The sequence below is a fragment of the Streptomyces sp. NPDC029292 genome (genome assembly GCF_055569295.1).
Genome location: NZ_JBVHXR010000033.1, coordinates 1 through 26129 on the forward strand (window position 1 = coordinate 1; position 26129 = coordinate 26129).

16 protein-coding genes are annotated in these 26129 nt (G+C 69.6%); 4 read left to right on the forward strand and 12 right to left on the reverse strand.

Translation table 11 applies throughout. From position 1 onward, the window contains the following. Window positions 1-240: 240 nt before the first annotated feature. The 4 genes from ACZ4WS_RS43715 to ACZ4WS_RS43730 all read right to left on the reverse strand — a co-directional run bounded on the left by ACZ4WS_RS43715 (window position 241) and on the right by ACZ4WS_RS43730 (window position 4676). Window positions 241-1974, reverse strand: coding sequence for a DUF4153 domain-containing protein (locus ACZ4WS_RS43715; protein ID WP_467989171.1), 1734 nt, complete (start codon window positions 1972-1974; stop codon window positions 241-243). 388 nt (window positions 1975-2362) lie between these two features. Beyond that, window positions 2363-3292, reverse strand: a complete 930-nt coding sequence (locus tag ACZ4WS_RS43720; RefSeq protein ID WP_467989173.1) for an ADP-ribosylglycohydrolase family protein — start codon at window positions 3290-3292, stop codon at window positions 2363-2365. A gap of 12 nt (window positions 3293-3304) precedes the next feature. Continuing rightward, the gene (locus ACZ4WS_RS43725; protein ID WP_467989175.1) at window positions 3305-3964 is read right to left on the reverse strand and encodes a histidine phosphatase family protein; all 660 of its coding nucleotides are present in this window, start codon (window positions 3962-3964) and stop codon (window positions 3305-3307) included. 106 nt (window positions 3965-4070) lie between these two features. Next, window positions 4071-4676, reverse strand: coding sequence for a DUF4937 domain-containing protein (locus ACZ4WS_RS43730; protein ID WP_467989176.1), 606 nt, complete (start codon window positions 4674-4676; stop codon window positions 4071-4073). 155 nt (window positions 4677-4831) lie between these two features. On the opposite strand from ACZ4WS_RS43730, the gene ACZ4WS_RS43735 reads away from it, so the two are divergent. Continuing rightward, a complete protein-coding gene (locus ACZ4WS_RS43735) occupies window positions 4832-5365 on the forward strand; it encodes a TerD family protein (RefSeq protein ID WP_467989178.1) in 534 nt (177 codons plus the stop codon). Window positions 5366-5532: 167 nt separating this feature from the next. On the opposite strand, the gene ACZ4WS_RS43740 is transcribed toward ACZ4WS_RS43735, so the two are convergent. From ACZ4WS_RS43740 to nrdR, 3 genes are all read right to left on the reverse strand, one after another. Then, window positions 5533-6663, reverse strand: a complete 1131-nt coding sequence (locus tag ACZ4WS_RS43740; protein ID WP_467989180.1) for a hypothetical protein — start codon at window positions 6661-6663, stop codon at window positions 5533-5535. A 195-nt stretch (window positions 6664-6858) separates the two neighbouring features. Then, window positions 6859-9759 (reverse strand): vitamin B12-dependent ribonucleotide reductase, encoded by a 2901-nt coding sequence (locus tag ACZ4WS_RS43745; protein WP_467989182.1) that lies wholly within the window; start codon window positions 9757-9759, stop codon window positions 6859-6861. A 150-nt stretch (window positions 9760-9909) separates the two neighbouring features. Continuing rightward, window positions 9910-10473, reverse strand: coding sequence for a transcriptional regulator NrdR (gene nrdR, locus ACZ4WS_RS43750; protein WP_467989184.1), 564 nt, complete (start codon window positions 10471-10473; stop codon window positions 9910-9912). A gap of 518 nt (window positions 10474-10991) precedes the next feature. Here nrdR and lexA point away from each other — a divergent pair. Further along, entirely contained in the window at window positions 10992-11768 is a 777-nt protein-coding gene (gene lexA / locus ACZ4WS_RS43755; RefSeq protein WP_081219793.1) for a transcriptional repressor LexA, read from the forward strand. 369 nt (window positions 11769-12137) lie between these two features. Here the strand turns inward: lexA and ACZ4WS_RS43760 are convergent, their stop codons facing one another. The 5 genes from ACZ4WS_RS43760 to ACZ4WS_RS43780 all read right to left on the reverse strand — a co-directional run bounded on the left by ACZ4WS_RS43760 (window position 12138) and on the right by ACZ4WS_RS43780 (window position 21352). After that, window positions 12138-14114, reverse strand: coding sequence for an ATP-dependent DNA helicase (locus ACZ4WS_RS43760; RefSeq protein ID WP_467989186.1), 1977 nt, complete (start codon window positions 14112-14114; stop codon window positions 12138-12140). Between the two features lie 88 nt (window positions 14115-14202). Then, window positions 14203-16308, reverse strand: coding sequence for an IucA/IucC family protein (locus ACZ4WS_RS43765; protein ID WP_467989188.1), 2106 nt, complete (start codon window positions 16306-16308; stop codon window positions 14203-14205). Window positions 16309-16365: 57 nt separating this feature from the next. After that, window positions 16366-17229, reverse strand: a complete 864-nt coding sequence (locus ACZ4WS_RS43770) for a GNAT family N-acetyltransferase (RefSeq protein ID WP_467989190.1) — start codon at window positions 17227-17229, stop codon at window positions 16366-16368. 39 nt (window positions 17230-17268) lie between these two features. Then, a complete protein-coding gene (locus ACZ4WS_RS43775; protein ID WP_467989192.1) occupies window positions 17269-19275 on the reverse strand; it encodes an IucA/IucC family protein in 2007 nt (668 codons plus the stop codon). 478 nt (window positions 19276-19753) lie between these two features. Then, window positions 19754-21352, reverse strand: coding sequence for a diaminobutyrate--2-oxoglutarate transaminase family protein (locus ACZ4WS_RS43780; RefSeq protein ID WP_467989194.1), 1599 nt, complete (start codon window positions 21350-21352; stop codon window positions 19754-19756). Window positions 21353-22257: 905 nt separating this feature from the next. Here ACZ4WS_RS43780 and ACZ4WS_RS43785 point away from each other — a divergent pair. Together ACZ4WS_RS43785 and ACZ4WS_RS43790 are read left to right on the forward strand one after the other, a co-directional pair. Next, window positions 22258-23826: a carbohydrate-binding protein gene (locus ACZ4WS_RS43785; protein ID WP_467989196.1), complete on the forward strand. Its 1569-nt coding sequence runs from the start codon at window positions 22258-22260 to the stop codon at window positions 23824-23826. Between the two features lie 932 nt (window positions 23827-24758). Continuing rightward, window positions 24759-25988: a trypsin-like serine peptidase gene (locus tag ACZ4WS_RS43790; RefSeq protein ID WP_467989198.1), complete on the forward strand. Its 1230-nt coding sequence runs from the start codon at window positions 24759-24761 to the stop codon at window positions 25986-25988. The last annotated feature ends 141 nt before the right edge of the window (window positions 25989-26129 follow it).

The following is a 26129-nucleotide window of genomic DNA, read 5'->3' on the forward strand; positions in this document are numbered from 1 at the left end:
CCCCCCCCCCCCCCCCCCCCCCCCCCCCCCCCCCCCCCCCCCCCCCCCCCCCCCCCCCCCCCCCCCCCCCCCCCCCCCCCCCCCCCCCCGCGCCCGGAGAGCAGCAGACGTCCTCTCACCCCACTCCAAGCAAGCCGGAACAGCAGGCAAGCCGGACTCAGCAGCCCATGAACCGGATTCAGCAACCCCTGAGCCGTACTCAGCAGCCCATAACCGGACGCAGGGCTACATGCGCCGGACTCAGCGGTACATGAGGTCGTCCCCCACCTGGCCGCACACACTCCACTCCGCGTCCTTGGACAGCGGCCCGTCGCGGAGGATGTCCCGGGCGTGCGCCTCTCCCCAACTGGTGGCGTACCAGGGTTCGCCAGCCCCTCCCAGGTCGTCCGCGATGGACCGCAGCGCGCACGAACGCAGCGGCTCCTTCAGCTTGTCGAGGGCCGGTACGGCGTCGGCGGACAGCCCGCGCGCGTAGTCGAGGTCGAACTTGCCGGTGTCCTCGTACCGCTGGACATTGCGCTCGGCGATCAGCCCATCCGGTGACATCAGCCCGAACGCGAGCACACTCGCCGCCGCACTGGCCGCGACGGCACGCGGCAGCCAGCGGGCGTCCCACACGCCGGCCGCCATGATGAGCACGATGACCAGGCCCAGCCAGAGCTCCACGGCCAGCACCGAGACCCTCAGTCGCGTCAGTCCATAAGCCCCCACATACATGTCCATACGTCGCACAGCCGATGCCACGACAACGAGCGCCAGCGCGCTCAGAGTTCCCAGGACACCGCGCACCAGCTTCCGGTCGACCGCGCCGTCGCGTGGCGCCCAGCGCAGGGCGAAGACAATGACGAGCAGGGTCAGGAGCGTGACGAGGAGCAGTTGCCAGAAACCCTGGCGCGCGTATTGGGCGTACGTCTGGCCGGTGTTCTTCAGTACGGCGTCGTATCCGCCGAAGAGCACAGTGAGTTGGACGGCGTTGAAGGCCGCGAAGAGCACAGTGAGCACGATGAGCGGCAGCGCCCACTCGACGCGGCCGCGGGCCCGGCCCGTGGGGACCTCCATCCGGTCCCACTGGACGGGCGCGGCGGCCGTGTGCGCCGCCGCAAGCGCGCCGACCAGGCCGAGCACCAGGAGCAGGACGCGCCAGGGGCCACCGGAGACGGAGGTATCCGGCACCAGATCGCCGAGCAGATCCGCGAAGGCGGCGTCGGCCCCCGCGAACAGCGCTCCGAAGACCAGCAGCAGGACCGCGGTCACGGCGAGCGCGCGCAGCCCGGCGCCTACGCTGCGGCGAGAACCGCCGAACCGTTGGCGCAGCCCGCGCCAGCCCCAGGTGGGGCCGGTCACGAGGGCGTTGAACACGCCGATGGGGCCGAGCAGGACGGCGGGCCAGGTGCGGCCGCCGTGCAGCGCGAGCGAGCCCAGCCCGACCGCGGTGACGACGGCCAGGAACGACGGCCAGTCCGCGTCGCGCAAGGCGGGCACGGACAGCAGACCGATGCCGCCGACGCCCCAGACCACCGTCCACGCGCGCGTGCGTCGTCCCGCGGCCTGAGCGGCGAAGTACGCGGCGAGCGCGGCCGGGATCGCGACCAGCAGGAGATTGAGCGCCAGTCCGTCGTCCAGGAGCAGCATGCTGAGCACGCCGGTGGCGAGCGCGGCCCACAGAGTGGCCGTACGCACCGCGGCGGGTGGCCTGGCCTGAAACTCGGCCAGCCACGGAGCGGGGGTGGGCGACGGATCGGCCCAGTCGTTTTCCTCGTCCGGTTCGGACACGTCTCCCTTGGAGCCGGATCCGGGGACAGCGTCTGCAGACTCACGGCTCTTCGCCGACCCGACGCCCAGCGGCGTCTTGGAATCGGGATCTCCCGGACCGCTCGGTTCGGTCTCCGTCGGTTCGGTCTCCCGCGGCTCCTGCACCTGCGGACCCTGCGGATCCCTGGGCCGCGTCGGCTCCTGGTCTCTCGGCTCGGGCATGGACGGTATGTCGGACACGGGACCCCCTCCCAGCCGGTCCGTACGCAGCCCGCGACACGCCCCTGCGGCGGAAGGCTGGTGACCGGTGTCTCGTCGGCGCACGCCCTTCATGATCAACGGGCGGCGTGGCGGACAGGCTATCCACGGGCAACCCGCCCCAGCGGGTGGCGGCCGGGCTGTAGCAAACCTGTGACAGAGACCCACCGGCCTCGCCGGGCGGTCCGTCCGCCTCCGAGGCGGCAACGCCCTCCGGAGACCTCAGACGGTGCGGCCCGCTCATGAAGCGGTGACAGACGGTGAGACTCTGCTTCGCGACCCGTCACTCACCGTGCAGCGCCGTACACCGCCACAGCCGGGCCCGATCGCCCGCCGGATTCGCCGTACGGCCCTAGGCCCCGCTCGCCGTACGCCCGTACGCCGGACCCGGCACCCAGTCCGGCAGTCCTTCCGTGCGCTCCACCCACGCACTCGGTGGCGCCCCCGCTTTCGCGGAGCCGACCACGCCGCCCACGATGGCGCAGGTCGTGTCCACGTCGCCGCCCACCTGGGCGGTCGCCCAGAAGGCCTCTTCGTAGTCACCGAGGGCCCGGGCCGCCGACCAGAGCGCGAACGGCACCGTGTCGTGCGCCGAGGTGCGCCGTCCGCAGCCCAGGACGGCGGCGACCGTCGCGGCGTTGCCGTAGTCGAGCATGTCCCGGGCGCGCCGCAGCCCCGCGCCGACAGCGCTGCGCGGCACGAGCGCGATGACGCCGTCGAGCAGCGCCTCGGCGCTCGGCGGGCCCGCCGGGTCGGCAGCCAGCGCGGCGGCCGCGGCGACGGCCATGGCACCGACCACGGCCTCTCGGTGCTGGTGCGTGGGGTAGGCCGAGATCTCCGCCTGGTGGGTCGCCTGCTCGGGATCGTCCGCGTACCAGGCCCCCAGGGGGGCGATGCGCATCGCGGCGCCGTTGCCCCAGGAACCCTGGCCCTTGAAGAGGGCGGACGCCAGCTCGCGCCAGTCGCCGCCCTCCCGGATCTGCCGCAGCAGTCGGTTGACCGCGGGCCCGTAGCCCCGGTCGAAGTCGTGGTGCTCGGCGAAGGAGAGGGCCAGTTCGTCCTGGTCGATGCGGTGATGTTCGGCCAAAACGGCTACTACGGAGCAGGCCATTTCGGTGTCGTCGGTCCATTGCCAGGGATCGGGCGGCAGCTCGCGGCACTTGAGCAGCGGGTAGTTCGCGGGCACGAAGAACTGGGAGCCCAGCGCGTCTCCCACCGCGAGTCCGCGCAGGCTTGCCACGGCGCGGTCCAGGCGCCCGTCGGGAGAGGAGTCAGCGGTCATCGCCCTGCCACTCTATCCGGTGACTCCGTACGGTTCCGGATCACGCCAGCGTTCGAAAGGCCGGTCAAGTGTGTACTTGCCGTCGTCTCCCAGAACGAGCATCCGGGTCTCCCCGTTCCCCGGATTCGACAGCGATTCGAAATCAGCGACCGTCCAGTGGAACCAGCGCATGCAGAACAGCCGCATGGCCAGACCGTGCGTCACCAGGAGCACGTTCGGCGGATGGTCGGGGGCCTCGAAGCTCCGGTACAGGCTCTCCAGGAAGCCGCCGACCCGGTCGTACACGTCGGCACCGGACTCGCCCTGCGCGAAGCGGTAGAAGAAGTGCCCGTACGCGTCCCGGTACGCCTTCTGGAGACGTACGTCGTCGCGGTCCTGCCAGTTGCCCCAGTCCTGCTCGCGCAGTCGCGGCTCCTCACGCACCCGTACGAGCTCGGAGTCGAGGTGGAAGGCCTGGAACGTCTCGTGCGTACGCCGGTAGGGGGACACGTAAACGCTTACGTGCTCCCGCCCGAAGAGCTCCCGCAACTGTTTGCCCGTCTCGTCCGCCTGCCGCCACCCCTTCTCGGTGAGCGCCAGCGCGTGGTCGGGCTCGCGTTCATACACGGTGTCATCGGCGTTGCCCACCGACTCGCCGTGCCGGACAAGGACGATGCGCCGTGGTCGTGCCATGCCAAGACCCTAGATCGAATCACGGCCGATCGAGCACTCGTACGGGCTCCATACGGCGTAGGTCACACAGATCCCGCACACACGGGACCCACGACAGGTGGCCCGATCAGACCGTCCAGCTGGGCTCCAGCTCCACGATGTCGCCCGCGAGGGCCGCGACATCGGCCTCCGTCTGAGCGCGCAGTGCGAGGCGCTCCACCCGCTCCGCGCGGTACTTGCCGTGTTCGGCGGCCGACTGCCACATGGAGAGGATCAGGAACTCATGGCCGGGCGCCTCACCGAACAGGCCCCGCACCATGCCGGGTGAACCCGCCATCGCGGGGTTCCAGACCTTCTCCTGCATCAGCGCGAAGTGCTCGGCCCGTTCCTCGTGGATCCGGCAGTGGGCGACGCGCACCAGGTCGGCGTCCGTGAAGCGCGGCTCGAAGCCGGTCTTCACGTCGAAACGGTGATCGAACAGCTTGACCTGGGAGTCCTTGAAGGTGCCGGACTGCGTGGCGGCGAGCCGGTCGTGAGAACGGGCCATGAAGGAGTCGTAGAAGGCACGACTCTCCCAGAAGGCGAAGATGTGTGCGACGCCGGACCGCCCCCGGCTCCATCCCCCGCCCTGTCCCCGGAAACCCGGCTCCCCCAGAAGCCCCGCCCACTTTCGCTGCCCCCGCTCGAACCCGCGGCGGTCCACCACGGTGCAGCGAATCCACTTGACCAGCACCGCGCCATCGTAAGGCCACGGAGCGTGGCGCCGGTCACGCTCCGGCGGAGTACATCCGCGCGAACGCCCCGGCGTGCGTGGCACGATGGACAACCGGCCCTGATCGCGGAGCAGTTGGGCCGGAAGGCACTCGGGGAACGGGGAGGGGAGATCTGGTGAACGGTCTCAATAAGGGAATCCGTAAAGTCGAGCTCGCGGTGAAATGGGACCCCAGTCCCGTCGGTGAGCCCGCGACCGATCTCGACATCATCGCGGCGACGTATCTGGCATCTGACCCGTACGGAAATCCCGCCTACGTGGTGCACTTCGACAGCCGATCCCCGGACGGCACCATCTATCTGAACCGGGACAGCAAGGACGGCAAGGGCTTTGGTTGGGACGAGGTGATGACACTGGAGCTCGACCGCCTCAACAGCCAATACGCGCGCGTGGTGGTCGGCGTACTCATCCAACAGCGCGCCAGGCACAGGACGTTTGTCGGCGTGCTCAACCCTGCCGTGCGCATGCGCGAGGGCTACACCGTCCTGGCCGAGGACGACTTCGGCAGTGTCCTGGGGGCGACGGCCGCAACCGTAGGCGAGTTCGTACGCGACGACTCCGGGGAGTGGACTTTCCACCCGGGCATCCACGGCTACGACGAGGACCCGGCGACGTTCGCCAGGGTCATGGGCAGCCGCCAGGATTCCTGAAACGGACTCCCTGGGGACCACGCCGCAAACACACTCCCCAGGGACCGCGGTTTCGAAAACGGACCTCTCCGTAGGACCGCAAAAACGCCGAAGGGCGGCACGGCCGGGGGCCGTGCCGCCCTTCAGGGCTTCAGATACTGGCGGAGCACACTTATTCCTGACGTGCGCTAATCCTCGGCTCTCGACCTGTCGTTGGGGAAGGCCCGCAGATTGAGTTCCGATGCCACGGAGTCCGCGAGCCACGCCAGCCGGCTGTCTCCAGCCGCAAGGCCCTCCCGCGCCGCGTCACACGAGCCCGCACGGTCGACCAAGGCGAGATACGACGTCTGGGCCTCGTCCCAACGCGCCTTGAGTCCGGCGGCGTCGGGCCAGGCGGGTGTCTCCTTGGTCAGGTAATGGGCGACGGTCGCCGCGGCGAAATAGCGCTCTGCCGTCGGCCCCAGATGTCCGAGATGATGAACATGAGCCTCCAACACCGCGACCGCATGAGGGTAGTGGCGGAGAGAAGTGCCCATACCCTCGCAGTACGTCATCACGTGGAGGAGCCGCCCCGCCTGGTCCACTGATTCAGCGTCATCCCCGGACTCGGTGATGGCCTCATGGAGCATGGTCACTCGCGCAACGTTGGCGGCGAAACAGCTGTTGAGGAAGTCGCCGTTGGCGGCTCTCCGCAGCAGCCACGGCCGGGTGGCCGGGTGATCGTCCACGTGTCGACACAGCGTCTCCACTACGTAGACCCGGCCCCACCCGGTAACCCGCTCCGCGAGCCAGATCAGTGCGTCGACACCGCCCGGCAGGCGTTCCAGGACCCGCACCGCAAGGGGGCCGAAGGCGTTGGAGAGAAGGCCGAGGGTCTGGATCCTCGGAATGTCGTCCGCAGTGGCGACCTCGGTGAGCAAAGCAAGTCCGATGGCTGCGGGACCGGTCTCAGTCCCGTGCCGGACCAGCCACCGGCCGGTTTGCCGGGCCCTGGCTGCCGGCGCCCTCAGGGCCGCACCACTGATGTGCTCGTTGTGCCGGGCCGACACAGGAAGGCTACGAAGCCTGACGGCCGGCTCGCGCGGGGAATCTCTCGTGCCATTGAAGTACTCGTCGAGGACCTCGGCGGCGTCGACCCCGTCGAGAGTGGGGTCGAGTGGCCGTTTCCGATGTGATCCGCGTCGACGCCGTTCCAGGTCGGGAAACGACTCCCCACCACGAGGAAGGGGCTCGTCCGGCGTCAGCCGATGCAGCCGGAGCGCATGGTGAAACAGCGTGGTCGGGGTTCCGGGCAGTCCAGTCCCGGGCGTCTGGCTCACAGGCGGACGAAAGACTCGATTCTCTTGATCATGCCCTGGAGCCTGCCACCACCACAACCGCCACAACAAGCCCTTACAAAGGCCTCCTGTTGCATCGGGCACAACAACCAGCGTCACAAACGCCAAGGGCGGTGGCGCCGAGAAACCGGCTCCACCGCCCTGACCAGTAAATTCACCCCTGGGCTGTGCCCTGAATCAGCTGCAACCGCTGGTCGATCCGCACCCCTCGCAGATGTAGCAGGAACCGGCCCGCTGCATCTTCGTACCGCAGGAGAAGCACAGGGGGGCGTCCGCCTGGATGCCCAGCTGCATCTCCACCAGCTCGGCGCTGGTGTGGGCCTGCTTCGGGGCGGGCTTGGCCTCCTCGACCTCGGCCTTCGGGGTGGCGACGGCCTTCAGCTCCTGCGCGCGGGGCGCGGACTGGGCCAGGCCCTCGACGTCCATCTCGACATCGTCGATGGACGGCTCGTAGGAACCCGTCTCCAGGTGACGCTGCCGTTCCTCGGCGGAGTGGATGCCGAGCGCGGAGCGGGTCTCGAAGGGCAGGAAGTCCAGCGCCAGGCGACGGAAGATGTAGTCGACGATCGACTGCGCCATCCGCACGTCCGGGTCGTCCGTCATACCGGCCGGCTCGAAGCGCATGTTCGTGAACTTCGAGACGTACGTCTCCAGGGGCACGCCGTACTGCAGACCCACGGAGACCGCGATCGAGAAGGCGTCCATCATGCCCGCGAGGGTGGAGCCCTGCTTCGACATCTTCAGGAAGACCTCGCCGAGACCGTCGTCCGGGTAGGAGTTGGCGGTCATGTAGCCCTCGGCGCCGCCCACCGTGAAGGAGGTGGTGATGCCGGGACGGCCCTTGGGGAGGCGCTTGCGGACCGGGCGGTACTCGACGACCTTCTCGACCGTCTCACGGATGGTCGCCTCGGCCTTGGCGGTGACCTCGGCCTTCTCCTTCTCCTTGGTCTTCGCGGAGAGGGGCTGGCCGACCTTGCAGTTGTCGCGGTAGATCGCGAGCGCCTTGACGCCCATCTTCCACGCCTCGAAGTAGACCTCTTCGACGTCCTCGACGGTCGCCGTCTCCGGCAGGTTGACCGTCTTGGAGAGCGCGCCGGAGATCCAGGGCTGAATCGCGGCCATCATGCGGACGTGGCCCATCGCGGAGATGGAGCGCTCGCCCATGGCGCAGTCGAAGACCTCGTAGTGCGCGTGCTTGAGGCCCGGGGCGTCGATCACATTGCCGTTCTCGGCGATGTGGGCGACGATCGCCTCGATCTGCTCCTCCTGGTAGCCCAGGCGGCGCAGGGCCTGCGGGACGGTGCCGTTGACGATCTGCATCGAACCGCCGCCGACCAGCTTCTTGAACTTGACCAGCGCGAGGTCGGGCTCAAGGCCGGTGGTGTCGCAGGACATCGCGAGACCGATGGTGCCGGTGGGCGCGATGACCGAGGCCTGCGCATTGCGGAAGCCGTTCTTCTCACCGAGGTGCAGCACGTCCTGCCAGGCCTCCGTGGCGGCGGCCCAGATCGGCGTGTCCAGGTCGTCCATGCGGACGGCCACACCGTTGGCGTCGGCGTGCTGCTTCATGACGCGCTGGTGCGGCTGCGCGTTGCGGGCGTAGCCGTCGTACGGGCCGACGACCGCGGCGAGCTCGGCGGAGCGCCTGTACGAGGTACCGGTCATCAGCGAGGTGATGGCACCGGCGAGGGCGCGGCCGCCGTCGGAGTCGTACGCGTGGCCCGTGGCCATCAGGAGGGCGCCCAGGTTGGCGTAACCGATGCCCAGCTGACGGAAGGCGCGGGTGTTCTCGCCGATCTTCTGTGTCGGGAAGTCCGCGAAGCAGATCGAGATGTCCATCGCGGTGATGACCAGCTCGACGACCTTGGCGAAGCGCTCGACCTCGAAGGACTGGCGGCCCTTGCCGTCGTCCTTCAGGAACTTCATCAGGTTCAGCGAGGCGAGGTTGCAGGACGTGTTGTCCAGGTGCATGTACTCGCTGCACGGGTTCGAGCCGTTGATACGGCCGGACTCCGGGCACGTGTGCCAGTGGTTGATCGTGTCGTCGTACTGGATGCCCGGGTCGGCGCAGGCCCAGGCGGCCTCGGCCATCTTGCGGAAGAGCGCCTTGGCGTCGACCTCCTCGATGACCTCGCCGGTCATGCGGGACGTCAGACCGAACTTGCCGCCCTCCTCGACCGCCTTCATGAACGTGTCGTTCACGCGGACCGAGTTGTTGGCGTTCTGGTACTGGACGGACGTGATGTCGTCGCCGCCCAGGTCCATGTCGAAGCCCGCGTCGCGCAGGGCGCGGATCTTCTCCTCCTCCTTGACCTTGGTCTCGATGAAGTCCTCGATGTCGGGGTGGTCGACGTCGAGGATGACCATCTTGGCGGCGCGGCGCGTGGCGCCGCCCGACTTGATCGTTCCTGCGGAGGCGTCGGCACCGCGCATGAAGGAGACGGGACCCGAGGCGTTGCCGCCCGAGGAGAGGAGCTCCTTGGAGGAGCGGATACGGGAGAGGTTCAGGCCGGCACCGGAGCCGCCCTTGAAGATCATGCCCTCTTCCTTGTACCAGTCGAGGATCGACTCCATGGAGTCGTCGACGGACAGGATGAAGCAGGCGGAGACCTGCTGGGGCTGCGGCGTCCCGACGTTGAACCAGACGGGGCTGTTGAAGCTGAAGATCTGGTGCAGGAGGGCGTACGCCAGCTCGTGCTCGAAGATCTCGGCGTCGGCGGGCGAGGCGAAGTACTTGTAGTCCTCGCCGGCCTTCCGGTACGTCTTCACGATGCGGTCGATGAGCTGCCTGAGGCTCACCTCGCGCTGCGGGGTGCCGACGGCACCGCGGAAGTACTTGCTGGTGACGATGTTGACCGCGTTCACCGACCAGAAGCCGGGGAACTCGACGCCACGCTGCTCGAAGTTGATCGAGCCGTCGCGCCAGTTGGTCATGACGACGTCACGGCGCTCCCACTCCACCTCGTCGTACGGGTGCACGCCGGGGGTGGTGTGGATGCGCTCGATGCGCAGTCCCTTGGTGGCCTTGGTGCCCTTGGCGCGGGAACCTCGTGCCGGACCGCTCGCCGTCTCTGTCATGCCGCCTCCCTGTATCGGGCTAAAACGCCCTGAAGTGCCTCGTTCTTCCCGTGGCACGGTGTGTGTCTGGTGTTGCGCGCACCGCGTAAGCGGCCGCCCGCAACAGGTCTGTGGTCGCCGCCGATCGGCCGACCCGAGTCGGCCTTCCCGTCAGTCGGCGGCGCTGGCGGGCACGGGGACCTGAACAGTCCCTCCGGACCCGCGGTCGCTCTCCGGGCGCCCCCCGGCCGCGTCTTCTGCGGACGCCTCGTCCGCGGCGGGGCGCCACTTCGTCTCATCCCTGAGTTCCGCGATGGCTGCCTCGAAGTCCTCGAGCGAGTCGAACGCCCGGTAGACGGACGCGAACCGCAGATAGGCGACGAGGTCGAGTTCCTGCAACGGGCCGAGTATGGCCAGCCCCACGTCATGGGTGGTCAGCTCGGCGCTTCCGGTGGCCCGCACCGCCTCCTCGACCCGCTGGCCGAGCTGGGCGAGTGCGTCTTCGGTGACAGGCCGCCCCTGGCATGCCTTGCGCACGCCGTTGATGACCTTGGTACGGCTGAAGGGCTCGGTCACGCCGGAGCGCTTGACCACCATCAGCGAACACGTCTCCACGGTCGTGAAACGACGGGAGCAGTCGGGGCACTGGCGGCGCCTGCGGATCGACGTGCCGTCATCGGTCGTACGACTGTCGACGACGCGGCTGTCAGGGTGCCTGCAGAAGGGGCAGTGCATGGCTCCAACCCTCCTTCACAGCACGACTCATAGGCCTCGCGAGACCCCTTGAGCCCCTCGAAGCAGCCCCAAGCATAGGCGATTCCCGAGGGCCCGAAGACCGGGGGGACCACAACTTCTGGGCCGCTACTGCAATCCAACCACTAGATGTGGGGCCTGGAGCGCAAATTCCCCCACGACGCGCGTGTCGCACACGTATTGGCATGTGCCGCACGGCCATACCGATCCCGGACACGCGGAGATACCGTGGTCGCGGTGCAGATAGGGGGTCGGTACCCGGTTGACGGGGTACCGGATGGCAGACTGGGCGGCGGCCCACATCTGCTGGCAGGGTCATCGCCCCGGCGGTGAAGAGTACAGCAATGAGCCCTTTTGTCCTCGGGATGCAGCGTTAGCCATACACCCAGACACATGATCACGACAGGTAATCCACGTTTTTTCACTCGAACGTGTGTTTGGCGCAACCTTTCGAAAGCAACTACCGTTGTCCAGCAGGGAGACCATCGAGAGGGGCCGACGTGACCACCACCGCAGACAGCGCCACCATCACTGCCCAGGACCGCTCCCAGGGCCGACTCGAGCCGGTGCATGCGATGAACGAAGCCGCGAATCATGAGGGACCCAAGCGCTCCCTGCCTGGCCGACCTCCAGGCATCCGGGCGGACAGCTCCGGGCTCACCGACCGGCAGCGCCGGGTGATCGAGGTGATCAGGGACTCCGTGCAGCGGCGCGGCTACCCGCCGTCGATGCGGGAGATCGGACAGGCGGTCGGCCTCTCCAGCACCTCCTCGGTCGCGCATCAGCTGATGGCACTGGAGCGCAAGGGCTTCCTGCGCCGCGATCCGCACCGCCCGCGCGCGTACGAGGTCCGGGGCTCCGACCAGTCCTCGGTCCAGCCCACGGACACGGCGGGCAAGCCGGCCGCTTCGTACGTGCCGCTCGTCGGCCGTATCGCCGCAGGTGGCCCGATCCTCGCCGAGGAGTCGGTCGAAGACGTCTTCCCGCTGCCCCGACAGCTGGTCGGTGACGGTGAGCTGTTCGTCCTGAAGGTCGTCGGCGACTCGATGATCGAGGCCGCCATCTGCGACGGGGACTGGGTGACGGTCCGCCGCCAGCCGGTCGCGGAGAACGGCGACATCGTGGCCGCCATGCTCGACGGCGAGGCCACGGTCAAGCGCTTCAAGCGCGAGGACGGCCATGTGTGGCTGCTGCCGCACAACTCCGCGTACCAGCCGATCCCCGGCGACGAGGCGACCATCCTCGGCAAGGTGGTGGCAGTGCTGCGGCGGGTGTGACCACCTGCGACGGGCGGGACGCTCCGCCCCGCCCCTGACCGGGCCCCGGGACCAACTGCGCCGGTTCCGGGGTCCTGTGCATTTTTCTGGCCGGGCCCTTCGAGGGTACGGAGCCGGGTGCCCTGTGGCGGCGCGCGGCCGGTGTCGTCCGGGCCCTGCCTCGGCGCGTGCCGCACGCCTGGCAGCCGCAGCCCGGCGAGGCTCCGGGAATGCCCCCCCGTAGAGCCTGCCGAGCGACGCATCGCGCACGAACCTGAGGGTGACAAGCTCGGTGCCCCCAGGGGCAGCCGAGCTGCTTCGACTCGCCCCGAAAGGGCAGCTGCCCCTCACCATCCCGCCGTGCACCGTCGGCCGCCCACCGCCCAGGCGCTACGCGTCCTCCGCCTTCCGCGCCGTCTCGTCGATCGCGGCGAGCGACCTCCGTACCTGGTTACGGTCCGTCGTGTACCAGAAGTCGGGCAGCGACGCCTTCAGATAGCTGCCGTAGCGGGCCGTGGCGAGACGCTGGTCGAGTACGGCGACGACACCCCGGTCCCCCGACGCTCGTACGAGACGACCCGCGCCCTGGGCCATCAGAAGCGCCGCGTGGGTGGCGGCGACGGCCATGAAGCCATTGCCCCCATTGTCCTCGACGGCCTTCTGGCGGGCGCTCATCAGCGGGTCGTCGGGGCGCGGGAAGGGGATCTTGTCCATGACGACCAGCTGGCAGCTGGCGCCCGGGACATCCACGCCCTGCCAGAGCGAGAGCGTGCCGAAGAGGCAGGTCTTCGGGTCGGCCGCGAAGTTCTTGATCAGCTCGCCGAGCGTCTCCTCGCCCTGCAGCAGGATGGGGTACTCGGGGATGCGTGAGCGCAGCTCCTCGGCCGCGAGCTGGGCGGCCCGCATCGAGGAGAACAGGCCGAGCGTACGACCGCCGGCGGCCTGGATCAGCTCGGTGAGCTCGTCCAGCATGTCCCCGCGGTCGCCGTCGCGCGCGGGACGCGACAGGTGCTTGGCGACGTACAGGATTCCCTGCTTGGGGTAGTCGAAGGGCGAGCCCACGTCGACGCCCTTCCACTGCGGAAGATCCTCGCCCTCCGTACCCTCCGGGGCGAGCCCCAGCGACGCTCCCACTCCGTTGAAGTCGCCGCCGAGCTTCAGCGTCGCGGACGTCAGGACGACGGAGCGGTCCGCGAAGAGCTTCTCCCTGAGAAGCCCGGACACGTTCATGGGAGCGACGCGGAGGGATGCGCCGAAGCGGTCGTGGCGCTCGTACCAGACGACGTCCCACTCGGAGCCGTTGGTGATGCGCTCTGCCACGTCGTGCACGGACTCCACCGCGGCGAGGGCCTGCTTGCGCACCGCGTCCTCGTCCTGGACGGACTTGTCTCGGGTGGAGCCGATCGCCGAGATCACCGTACGGGCGGCGTCGCGCAGCGCCATCAGGGCGTACCCGAGGTCCTCCGGGATCTCCTCCAGGCGGCCGGGCAGGGCCAGCTCCATGAGCCGCTCGAAGCCCTCGGCAGCGGTCTGGAGCTGGTCGGCCGCCTTCTCGTTGACGAGCCTCGCCGCGCGACGCACGGCCCGGTTGACCTGGCCGGGCGTGAGCTCGCCGGTCGCGACGCCGGTGACTCGGGAGACCAGCTCATGGGCCTCGTCGACGATCAGCACCTCGTGCTGCGGGAGGACCGGCGCGCCCTCGATGGCGTCGATCGCGAGCAGCGCGTGGTTGGTGACGACGACCTCGGCGAGCTTGGCGCGCTCGCGGGCCATCTCGGCGAAGCACTCCGCTCCGTAGGCGCACTTGGTGGCGCCCAGGCACTCCCGCGACGACACGGACACCTGGGACCAGGCGCGGTCGGACACGCCGGGTGTGAGGTCGTCACGGTCGCCGGTCTCGGTCTCGTCCGACCAGTCGCGCAGCCGCAGCAGGTCCTGGCCCAGCTTGCTGGTGGGCGCGGCCGCCTCGAACTGGTCGAAGAGGCCCTCCTCCTCATCCTGGGGCACACCCTCGTGCAGACGGTGCAGGCACAAATAGTTCGACCGGCCCTTGAGCATCGCGAACTCGGGGCGGCGGCGCAGCAGCGGATGCAGCGCGTCGACCGTCCGCGGCAGGTCCCGCTCCACGAGCTGCCGCTGGAGCGCCAGAGTGGCGGTCGCCACGACGACGCGCTCCCCGTGCGCGAGCGCGGGCACCAGATAGCCGAGCGACTTTCCGGTGCCGGTGCCCGCCTGGACCAGCAGATGGGAGTTGTCGTCGATGGCGCCCGCGACGGATTCGGCCATGGTCACCTGGCCAGGGCGCTCCGTACCGCCGACGGCAGTGACGGCAGCATGCAGGAGTTCGGGGAGTGAGGGCTTTGTCATAGCGCTGCAAGCCTACGGGGCGCCACTGACAATCGGGCGATCAAGGTGGGGACGACGGATGCGATCAAGACGTGCACGCGGCGCGTGATCATGGCTGGTGGAGGGGGTTCGGGACAGTGCCGTGCACGGCGGCGTGCGGGCGCTCGGGGCGGTCACGGTAGCCGTCGAGGTGCAGCCGGTTGCGGTTCAGACACAGGCGCTCAATACGCGGAGTGAGCAGGTCGAACGTTTCGTAACGCTCCTTGAGCTCGGGAAAGCGGGCCTGGTGGCGGATGATCTCCGCTCGTACGAGCGACCAGAACTCGTCCTCCGCGACACCCAGTTGCTCCTCGCAGAGCGGTGCGAGATAGCGGAACACCCCCACAAAGAGCCCGGAATGAATGAACTGGGTCAGAAACGAAGGCGGCTCGGTGAGCAGTACACGCCGTACGTCGTCTGGCATGGAGGCATGCTCGGGCAGGGGATCCGCACTCACGTTGACGTCGTCCACGAAGTCCTTCATCGCGAGCCGGACGGGCACGTCATGGTCGTCGAAGACAACGATCGTGTTCTCGCCATGGGGGCTGAACACAGTGCCGTACCGATAGAGAAAGTGCAGCAGCGGCGGCAGGAGCGCACCGAAGAGGCGGCGCAGCCAGACCTTCGGGGCCAGGCCCGACCGGGCCACGAGCTGTGCCGTGAAGGCGCGGCCCTCCTGGTCGGTGTACAGGAGCGCGGCCAGGGTGCGGGCGCGTTCGCCGGGGGCCAGATGGCGGGAGACCGGCTCGCGCCAGATCGCGCCGAGCAGCTCCTTGTACTGATAGGGCACTTCAGGGAGAGCGTCGTACACGGGATGCCCGACGGTCACCGAGGCCACCTCCCCGAGCAGGATCACCCCACAGGAGTCGCGCAGGAACGGGTCGGCGGCGCGCAGGGCGTGCATCCAGGCGGTGACCGCGGGGGCCGCGAGCGTCCGTTCCGTCGGTAGTCCACGCCACACCAGGGTGTTGAGGACGGACAGCGGCAGCTTCACGGTGTGCCGGTCCGGGCGCGAGACATTGAGGAACGTGCGGATCGACTGCTGGGGCAGGCGCAGATCACCGTCCGTGGGCAGCGGCACGATCGCGCCCTCGGCGACGGAGGACGCGAAGAGGGGCAGGACGACGTCGTCCCACTGCCACGGATGCACAGGCAGATAGAGGTACGACTCCGGTGTGAGCCCGCGCGCGCGGAGCACCCCTTCGAAGGATTCTCTGGTGGCGGGTGTGAGTTCGCGCGCATAGAGGTGTTCGGCGGTGGCGAGGCCCGGGACACCCCTGTAGCTGGCGAGCGACGTGTGCACCGCGATCCACGGAAGAGCCACCGCTTTCCGGGCCTCGGGCGCCCAGTCGCCGGCGTCCCTCGCGGAGAATCCGAGACGTCCCTTGTTGAGCACGATCCAGGGGTGGCCTGTCTGGTGGCCCTCCAGTTCCGCGTATCCGAGGTCGGCGAGCTGAGCCGCCGGAACGGCGTCGTGGTCGAGGCGCGCGTCCGCCGCGAGCGTGGTGCTCAACTCGCGGATGACATGTCCGAGCGTCGCTCCGTCGAGTCCCAGCGTGCCGCGCGCCCGCGTCAGGAAGCCGAGCGGGTCGGTGAAGGGACGCGGCTCCTCCCCTCCTTCCATGAGCGTGAGCGAGGCGGGATCCACGCGCCAACTGTCGTACGCGGTACGGCGGGCGCGGAAGGAGAGGATGCCGCCGGCGTCCAGACGGAGGGTGTACGGGGCGCAACGACTGTCGGACAAGGGCACGTCGCCGGGACCGGCATGCGGCGCGTTGCGGCCGGTCGGCGCATCGTCCTGACCGCGCACCGGGATCTGTGCCTCCGCCGTGGCTCGCTCCGGGTTCGCGGGTGCGGCCGGGGAGGGGGCGGAAGCCGAGGCCTGTTGCTGCTCCTGGGCCGGATCTGGAACCGAGGCCGGGACGGGATTCTGCTCCAGGTCCGGGGACGGGGCCAAGAGTGGGGCCGGCGCTGGGTTTGAGGTTGGGGCTGGCTGACGCTCCGGCTCCTGCTCCGGCTGTGCCTCCGGCCGGACGATTCCCTCGTGCGCGAACTCGCCGACCATCTTGGCGAGGAGACGGCGGCCGGCCTGTTCCCAGCGGTCTTTGCGCAGCTCAGGAGGGTCGTACAGGGCGGGCGGGGTTGCGGAGGCCGGGGTGGCGGATGGATTCGGCACGGGGACTCCTCGACAGGGAACCGGAACGGGACGAGCGGTGTACTACAAGTGACGGCGCTACAACAGATCGCGCAAGGCCCGGTCTCGGACCATGAGGGCTGCCCGCTTGTCGGGCAGATCGACCTCGGCGGAGAACCGGAAGCCGGCGCTCAGGAAGGCGGAGACGGAAGGGGTGTTGCGAAGGTCGGGTTCCGCTACGACGCGAGCGCACGAGGGGCGCTTGTCGAGTACGAGGTCGGCGACAGCTCTGAGCAGGGTGGAGCCGAGTCCTCGCCCACGGTTGGCGACGCCACCGATGAGGAGGTGAATTCCGGTGTCGTGCGGTCGGGCGGGGTAATGGCGAGCCAGGAGGTCGAGATCCGCGCGGTAGATCTCCCAGTAGCTCATCGGGGTCCCGTCCAGCACGCCGAGACAGGGGACGCTGCGTCCGTCGCCGTCGAGCTGGAGGCGCAGGTGCCCCTCGGCCACGGACTCGGGCCCCTCCAGCTCCCAGAACTCCGCGACGGCAGGGTCGTTCATCCAGCGGGTGATGAGCGGTAGATCGCGCTCGACGCGCACGGGGACGAGGTGGAAGACGCCCACGGGGGTGGCGGTCGGCCCCCAGCCGCCGACGCGGCCCAGCAGGTCGTCGCCGACCGGTGCGACGGGATCGGTCTCCGCCGCGCCCTTTCGCTCGAACGTGGCCATCTCCGTGGCCTTCTCCGTGGCGTCGCCGTGTGCCCCGGCTTCCTCGGCGAAGAGCGCGATGAGCTCGTCGGGGAGGCGCAGGTCCAGGGTGTCCTCGCAGTCCGTGCTCACGCCGGAGCCCGAGCTGGGTCCCGGTACTGGACCCGCGCCGGGGCACGAGCCGGGACCCGTGTCGGCGCCGAGTTCGGTGGCGGGGGCGGTACCGGCGTCGGTGCTCGCATCGGTGGGAGGCACGGCGACGCTCCTCTCAGGAGACGGGGTGGGTCATGTTCCTCAGGAATGAAGGGGGTTGGTGAGGGTGATGTAGACGGACTGGGTGTCGACCGGACCGACGAGTTCGTCGAGACCGTGCAGCCGGGTGAGCAGGTTGGCCTTGCAGCGCAGGACGGGTGAGTCGAGCAGGCGGGTGGGCAGGGGCGTACGCAACCGAGCCGGGCCGGTGGCCACGTCGGCGAGGAAGCGGCGGAAGGCGGCGATCAACAGCCCTTCGTCGGCCAGGCGTTGGGAGCCGAACGCGCCGATGAGGCCCAGCACGTTGTTGATGGCGAGGTAGTAGGCGAAGCGTTCGTCGGTGACCTCGTCGGAGACGAACGTGTCGCTGTGCTCGCCGATGCCGGGCAGCCGGGCGTCGAGTTCCGCGCGCCGTGACTCGCGGAAGTAGTAGCCCTGGTTGTCGCGGTAGCGCCCGCCAGTGGGCCAGCCCTCGGGGTCCAGCAGGAGCAGGGTGTTCTGCTGGTGCGCTTCCAGGGCGATCCCGGCTTCGCTGTCCAGCCAGAGCACAGGGCGTACGACCTGCTCCAGATAACGCAGAAACCACTCGGTGGCGACGGCGCCGCGAGGCCGGCCCGTGCGTCCGGCGAGACCGGTGACGATCTCGGTGAGCCGGGAGCGCATGAGAGGCCTCTCCGGTGTCGGGTTGCTTGCGCCGGGTTGGGCGTGGGGCCGGGGCGAGACCAGCCCTGCGATGCAGCCGACGTCGTCCGTCGGGCTGAACGGGTTGTGGCGGATCATCACGTCGAGCCCGGGCAGCGGGTTGCCGTCCGGGCCGTTGACGGCGAGCCAGGCCGGATCGCGGACGATGTCGAAACCGGGGTGAGCGGCCTGCCACTGCTTGAACAAGCCGCTGCGCAACAGGCGGTGGACCTCCACGCCACGGTGGAGTTCCTTGCGGAGGTTCTCACGACGGGAGTTGGTGATGCGCAGGCCGAGCGAGAGCTTCAGCATCGCGGGGGCACCGGAGCGGTAGAGAGTGCGGACCGAGGAGGTGGGGTGCCACGGGGAGCCCTGCGGGCCGAGGTCCTGGAGCAGCCCCGCGTCCAGCAGGGCCGCGGTCGCGCGACGGTGCCGGACCTCGCGCATCTGCCACGGGTGCAGGGGCAGTGCGGCGTACCCGTCGGGCAGCGACAACCCGGTGCCGGCCAGCCGCGCGGTGAGCTGCCCCGCCGAGACGGGGCGGCCGCCCTCCGTCCACGCCGAGTCGGCCGCCAGCACCGAGGGGGCCACCGCCATCCAGTGCAGCGGGAACGAGCCGCGCAACTCTGGTGAATACAGCCGGGCTTCGGCCTCGGAGAGTCCCTCGCGGCTCTTCGGTGTGGGATGGAGCGGGTGTCCGAGCAGGAGGGCCTGCTCGGCGGCGAGAAAGAGGTCGGGCTCGTCGGCGGGACGCGCCCTGCGGTCGCTGATGAACACGGCGGTGCGCCGGACGGAGTCGGCGACGCGGCCGACGAGGTCGGCGCCGTCCCCGGCAGGGCTGTGCGGGGCCAGGGGTTCGGGGCGGCTCGCGGTGGCTCCGCGGGGTGCTAGGCCGGGCGTCGCGAGCGCCGGGTCGGTGGTGGTTGCCGATGCGCCCGTCGCCGATTGCCGTGTCAGCAGTGCCGCCACCGTGACCGCGTCGGCGGGCGGTGCGCCATCGGGAGCGTCCGCGAGATGAGGGAGGCCGAAGCGGTGCCAGCCGGTGCGGGACCAGTAGTGGACGGGGGCCAGCAGGGTCGTGCCGCTGGCGGAGAGGGGGATGCGCAGGGTGCCGTCGTCGGGAGCGGGCAGGTCGTTCTCCCGTACCCAGCAGCGCAACAGGTTCTCGACGGCCGCCGCCTGGGCAGCGGTGTGCGCTTCTGGGTGCTCCAGCAGGTCGGCGGTGGCGCCGCGCAGCCGCTCGGACTCCCGGGCCCCTCCCTTCTGCCGGGGGACCGAGTCGGCCCCCGGCACGAGCGGGGTCTGCGTGCCACGGCCCGCTCGCTCGTGGGTGTCGGGACGGCCGTCGGGTGCGGGGGTGGCGTTCAAGAGAGTTCCTTGTGGGGTCGTTCGGGCTCGTGCGGCGACGAACCGGGGCGGTACTGGCGTGCGTGGGGCCTTTGGCGTTCCTGGTTGATTCGGGTGGGGGTGGGGTGGTGGTTGGGGTCGCAGTGATGCGGGTCTGTATGCGGGGTCTGGATCTCGAGTGGGTGAAGGGCCGCCCGCCCGGATGGAACTGCTGGGGATGGCGTCGGGACTGGTGCAAGCCGGGAGGCGCGAGGGCGCATGGGGTTCGACCGACCAGGAGTGGGGTCTTGTGAGCTGCGACTCCAGCGCCGTACGGCCGACTCCGGAGCCGCCGCGCCGGGCAAGGCCCCGAGCCTCACGACGCCTCGCAACGGCTCACGGCCTTCTCGGTGCGGCGGTACCCGGGCACCCAAGCCCCGGCACTCCCATGGCCCATGACCCGAGACCCGACAGCCCACGATCCGACAGCCCGACGCCCGACGCCCCGGCCCCCGCGGGCCTATCCGGCGTGCTCGGCACACCCGGAACGCCGGTCTTGCTCGGCGAGCTCAAGCAACTCGGGATGGTCACGAAGCCGACCCTGCGCAGGGCGCCCACAGAGGGACCCGCCCTCGCCGCTGAGCCCGCCCGCACCACTGAGCAGCCCCCCGGCGGAATCCTGACCCTCGCCGGAGTCCTGACCCTCGCCGCAAGCCCCACCCCGACCCCCGCCACGTCCCACGTGCCCGCGTGCCACCGCGCCCACCGCGTCCGCGAGTCGGTCGAGGACCGCGTTCGCCTGTTCGTCGCTGATGTTCAGCGGCGGGAGCAGACGCACCACGCTTGAGTGGCGGCCGCCCAGTTCCACGATCAGGCCGCGGCGGAGGCACTCCCGTTGGACGGCGGCGGCGAGATCGGGGGCGGCCGGTCGAGGGCCGTCGGCGGCGGGCTTCGGGGCCGCTTCGGGGTTCACCAGCTCGACGCCGATCATCAGGCCCCGACCGCGTACGTCGCCGATGCAGGGGAACTCGTCAGCCAGTCCCCGCAGTTGGGCGAGCATGCGGGCACCCAGCGTCCCGGCGCGCTCGGCGAGACGGTTCTCGCGGACGTACGCGAGGGTCGCCGTGCCCGCGGCCATGGCGAGTTGGTTGCCGCGGAACGTACCCGCGTGGGCTCCGGGTGGCCACACGTCGAGGTCGTCGCGGTAGACGATCACGGCCAGCGGCAGACTGCCGCCGATGGCCTTGGACAGGACCATGACGTCCGGCGTGATCCCGCTGTGCTCCACGGCCCAGAAGGTGCCGGTCCGGCCGACTCCGGTCTGGACCTCGTCCGCGATGAGGGGAATGGACCGTGCCGCGGTGATCTCGCGCATCCGGCGCATCCAGTCGTCGGGCGCGGGGATCACCCCGCCCTCGCCCTGGACGGGTTCGAGGATCATCCCGGCGGGGCGCGGCACGCCGGACTTGGTGTCGTCGAGCACGGACTCGGTCCAGCGCGCGGCGAGTTCGGCGCCGCCGTCGCCGCCGATGCCGAACGGGCAGCGGTAGTCCTGCGGATAGGGCAGGCGCGCGACACGGACGTCGGTCGCGCCCCCGGATGCTGCGAGCGCCCCCGCGGTCATCCCGTGATACGCGCCGGTGAAAGCGAGCATCCCCGTGCGTCCGGTCGCCGCGCGCACCAGCTTGAACGCGGCCTCGACCGCGTCCGTCCCGGCCGGTCCGCAGAACTGCACCCGCGCGCGGTCGGCGAACTCCGGTGGCAGCGTGCGGAAGAGCTCGGTGGTGAAGGCGTCCTTCACGGGAGTGGCGAGGTCGAGGACGTGCAGCGGCGCTCCCGAGTCGAGGACTCTTCGGATCGCCTCCAGGACCACCGGATGGTTGTGCCCGAGGGCCAAAGTCCCGGCGCCGGACAGGCAGTCGAGATAGCGGCGTCCGTCGGCGCCCTCGATCGTCAGCCCGCGCGCCCGCACGGGAACGATGGGGAGGGCGCGCGCATAGGTGCGTGCCGCCGACTCGCGCGCCGACTGGCGCCGCAGAATCCCCTCGTGCACCGCGCGCGCCCCCTCAGAGACGCCGGGCACACCCTCACGCACCACCGCAGACTCGGTCACGGCCACGACTACAGGTCCTCCCGCTGTCCAGAGGCGAGTTGGCAGAGGGCTCTGAACGCAGGCGGCAGGTCCCCCGTACGTACCAACGACGCGACCCGCGCGGGGAAGCGGGTGAGTCGAAGATCCTTACCGTGACGGAACCGTTGCCGGTCCAGCCCGGCCCCGGGTGCAGAAGCATTTGGCATCCGTTACTGACATCAGTCAGCGATGGTTCCGCCAACGCCTGTCCAGCCGCCCGACAGCCTCCTTCACATCCGCCCGGGCCGTGGCGTAGATCTCCGTCATGGTGGAGATCCGGCTGTGCGGCAGGATCGCCATCGGTCTCGATGCTCTCCCGCCACATGGCCACCGGGTGCGGCGGGAGCGTCACCACCCGCACTTAGGGGGCGGTTGTTCAAACCGCGGTCGTCATGCAGCAGGCCGGTGTCGGTCCACCGCTTGCCTGCCTGGGGGCGGGTCCGGTGCGCGATCACACGTCCCCAGGCGGGCGCTCCGGGCTGTACACCCGCGGGTGCGGGCGAAGCCGAACTCGAGGCGTTCTCGGGCGAGTTCGATGGCGCGATCCGCAGCCCTCGCTTCACCCTCAGCAGTAGTTCATGTTCATGAACAGAAATCACGTACAAGTCTATTGACGCGTTCACAGCAGGAACATAACTTCCGATGAAAGCGCTTTCCCTCCTCGGGGTGCGGCATCCGACTGCACGGTCTGTTCATGGGCTCGAACCTGTCACGTTGCCACACCCACAACCGCGGCAGAAAGGGGTCGGCCCCACCCGTCTGCCCTCCGCTGCCCCGTGCGGCGACGCCTCACCGGCAACGAGGACGGACTGAAGGTCCCCACCACGCAGCTCCCCGACCACTCGTTTCACCGTGCCCCTGTTCAGACGGAACAACCAACCTGGAGGCGAACGATGCAACTGAGACCAGTCATCGCGTCCGTCAGCCTGTTAGCCGGCACGCTCGTCGCGCTGTCCGGCAACACGGCGCAGGCCGCGTCCACCCGTTACGAGGCCGAGAGCTCTCCGGCGGTCTGTACCGGCACCCTCGACTCCGACTGGGCCGGCTACTCCGGCGGCGGGTTCTGCAACGGCACCAACGCGGTCGGTGCGTACGCGCAGTTCACCGTGAACGCCGCCGGCGCGGGCACGGCGACACTGAACGTCCGCTTCGCCAACGGGACCACCAGCGCACGGCCCGCGGACGTCACCGTGAACGGCTCGACGGCCACGTCGGCGTCGTTCGAGGGCACCGGCGCCTGGTCGACGTGGACGACGAAGACGCTCACGGTCCCGGTGGCCGCGGGCAGCAACACCATCCGGCTCAACCCGACCGGCTCAGCCGGACTGCCCAACGTCGACTACCTCGACGCCGAGGTGTCCGGGGCGGCGGCAGGCACCGTGCTGTACGTGTCGCCGAGCGGCACCGACAGCGCGGCCGGAACGGAGTCGGCCCCGACGACGCTCACCTCGGCGATCAGCCGTATCACTCCCGGCGGCACGATCTACCTGCGGGGCGGGACGTACAGCTACTCGTCGACGGTCACCGTCCCGTCCGGCACCGACGGCACCTCCACCGCCCGCACCACCCTGTCCGCCTACCCGGGCGAGACCCCGGTGCTGAACTTCTCGGCGCAGAGCGAGAGTTCATCGAACCGCGGGCTCCAGCTGAACGCCTCGTACTGGCACGTCTACGGCATTGTCGTCGAGCACGCCGGAGACAACGGGATCTACGTCGGCGGCAGCAACAACGTCGTCGAGCGCACGGTGACCCGCTACAACCGCGACACGGGGCTGCAGCTCGGCCGGATCTCCTCCAGCACCCCCAGCTCCCAGTGGCCGTCCAACAACCTGATCGTGAGCGCCGAGTCGCACGACAACGCCGACTCCGACGGCGAGGACGCCGACGGCTTCGCCGCGAAGCTCACCACCGGCACCGGGAACGTCTTCCGGTACGACGTCTCCCACAACAACATCGACGACGGCTGGGACCTCTACACCAAGACCGACACGGGTGCCATCGGCCCGGTGACCATCGAGTACTCCCTGTCCTACAACAACGGCACGCTCTCCGACGGCACCGTGAACTCCAACGGCGACCGCAACGGCTACAAGCTCGGCGGCGACGACATCGCGGTCAACCACGTCGTCCAGCACAGCATCGCCTACGGCAACGGCCATCACGGGTTCACCTACAACAGCAACCCCGGCACGATGACCGTCACGAACAACGCCAGCATCGACAACGCGGAGCGCAACTTCTCGTTCGACGCCGGCACTTCGGTGTTCCGGACCAACACCTCGTGCCGGTTCAGCGTCAGCGGCTCGAACGACAAGACCATCGGTGACGCCGACAGCTCGAACCAGTTCTGGACCGGCTCGAACGGGTCCCGCTGCTCCTCGTACTCCGGCGCCCTGGGCTGGTCCTACGCCTCGGACGGCCACCTCGCCGTCACGTTCGGCGGCACTGTGGTGACGCCGTAACCGGCTCGACCCCGTCGAGGGTGTCGGGGCCGGCGATGCCCCTGACCGGCCCGTCCGGTTCGTCCGGACGGGCCGGTCGGCAGTTCCCGCCATACGCGCCTGCAACAGCGACCCTTCAGCCCTTGTCCGCGCAAGCGCCGTCGCCGCCCGAGCCGAGAGCGCGAGTTCGGTTCTCGTCACCCGCTCCGTGCAAACCCCCAGTCGTGGACCCGAGGGCTTACGCGCCCGCTGGGCGACCTCGGCGGAGTCCGCGCCCGTGCACCGCCACGTAGCAGCGGCGAGTGCCGCAGGTCTAGGAGCGGGCTGGGAGCGGCGTCGCGGCGAGCACGGGAGGCAGCGCCAGGACCTACTGCCAGACCCAGTGGCAAGCCGGCAGACACGCCTGCCTCTTCCAACTCCTGGAGGGTCCCCCAAAGCTCCGCCACGGCCTGCGCCCGCACCGGCCAAGCCCTGACAGTGGTTGTCCGCGTGCTTGACCATCCGTCCTTCGCGCACGCAAGGAGCAGCCCCCGGGCACCGAGGGCTCACGGGCTGATGTCAACGCAGGTGGTGACATCAGTCGTTGACACCAACGGGGGCCGGCAGTCCCCGACAGGAGCAGACGCAGGACGACGTCAAATCGGCAGACCTCTGGATTCTCGCCGGATCAGACAGCCCGTAGCGAAACCGTTGCCGTTCCGTCGGATGTCCCCCACAGCGACCGCATAGTCTGTGGTGCCGTTCAGCCGTACCGGATGATCTGTTCGGCCGTACCGAGTGAATCGTTCCGCGCGATCCGTTCGGTCGTACCGGATGATCACCGGCCGACCGACGCCCGCGGTCCCGCACCAAGGGGGTTCGGTTCGGCGGATCCGTACGAAGCTGCACGTACGAACGAGTTGACACCCGCATTAGCAGCGCACAGTTCTCTTACGCCCAGGGGGAGTTACACCATGCGATCCATACGCCCGCCCTTCGCCGCTCGTCGAGGGAGGAGCGCGCGCCGCAGAACGTCCCCCGTGCTGGCCGCCGTCGGCCTCACCGCGGCCCTGGCGCTGACCGCCACCGCCTGCAACTCGGGCGACAACAACGCGGGCGGCGAGGCCACCGCGTCCGCGACCCAGAGCGGCGACGACAAGATCAAGATCCCGGACAACATCAAGGACAAGCTCAAAGAGCACGGGATCGACATCGACAAGTGGAAGAACGGCGCCTGGAAGAACTGGAACAAGGACGACTGGCTGCGCGAGGCCGACGACTACATCAACCCCATCATCAAGGGGCTCTGGGACCCGAGCCGGATGCGCGACGCCAACGACCCGGACAAGAACAAGGGCGTCGACGACACCGATCTCTCCGGTGACCAGGGCGTCACCGACCCGACCCCGGCCCCCGTGACCGCGCAGGCCGTGAAGGCCGGGTACCACGACAACGCGCCTGAGGCGGGCAAGGTGTTCTTCGACTCCCCCGAGGGCACGATGGTCTGTTCGGCGACGGTGGTCGAGGACCCGGCGCACCCGGGCAAGTCCAACCTCGTGTGGACCGCGGGCCACTGCGTGCACGCCGGCAAGAAGGGCGGCTGGTACCGCAACATCGCCTTCGTGCCCGCGTACAACAACGCCGGCAAGACGGCCGCTCAGCTCCAGAAGGCCACCAGGCAGGAGATCGCGCCGTACGGCGTGTGGTGGAGCGACTGGGCGCAGACCTCGGACCAGTGGATCGAGCAGGGCGGTTCCACGGGCGGCCAGGGAGCCTCGTACGACTTCGCCGTCCTTCATGTGACGCCGGAGAAGGGCAGTGAGGGCAAGTCCCTTGAGGAGACCGTCGGTTCGGCGCTTCCGGTGAACTTCAGCGCTCCGGCCGTGCCGAAGGTGTCGAGCATCACGGCGACCGGCTACCCGGCGGCGGCGCCGTTCGACGGCCAGAAGCTGTACCAGTGCACGGACAAGCCGGGGCGGCTGTCGATCGCGAAGGCCGACCCGACGATGTACCGCATCGGGTGCACCATGACCGGCGGTTCGTCCGGCGGCGGCTGGGTGGCCACGGGGTCGGACGGCAAGCCCGCGCTGGTCTCGAACACGTCGATCGGCCCGGTCAGCGCGGGCTGGCTGGCGGGTCCGCGGCTGGGCGATGTGGCCAAGGGTGTGTACGACTCGGTGAGCAAGAAGTTCGCCGGTCAATGACGCGACGGGCGTAACAGGGTTCGGACAGACGGCGGTGGGGTGGCGCACAGAAACCTTCACCACCCCGCCGTCGTTCGTCCTCAATTGCACGGGCATAGTGGGGTGTCGCGTCCGCGCGGGCTCCACGGAGAGCCGATCCGG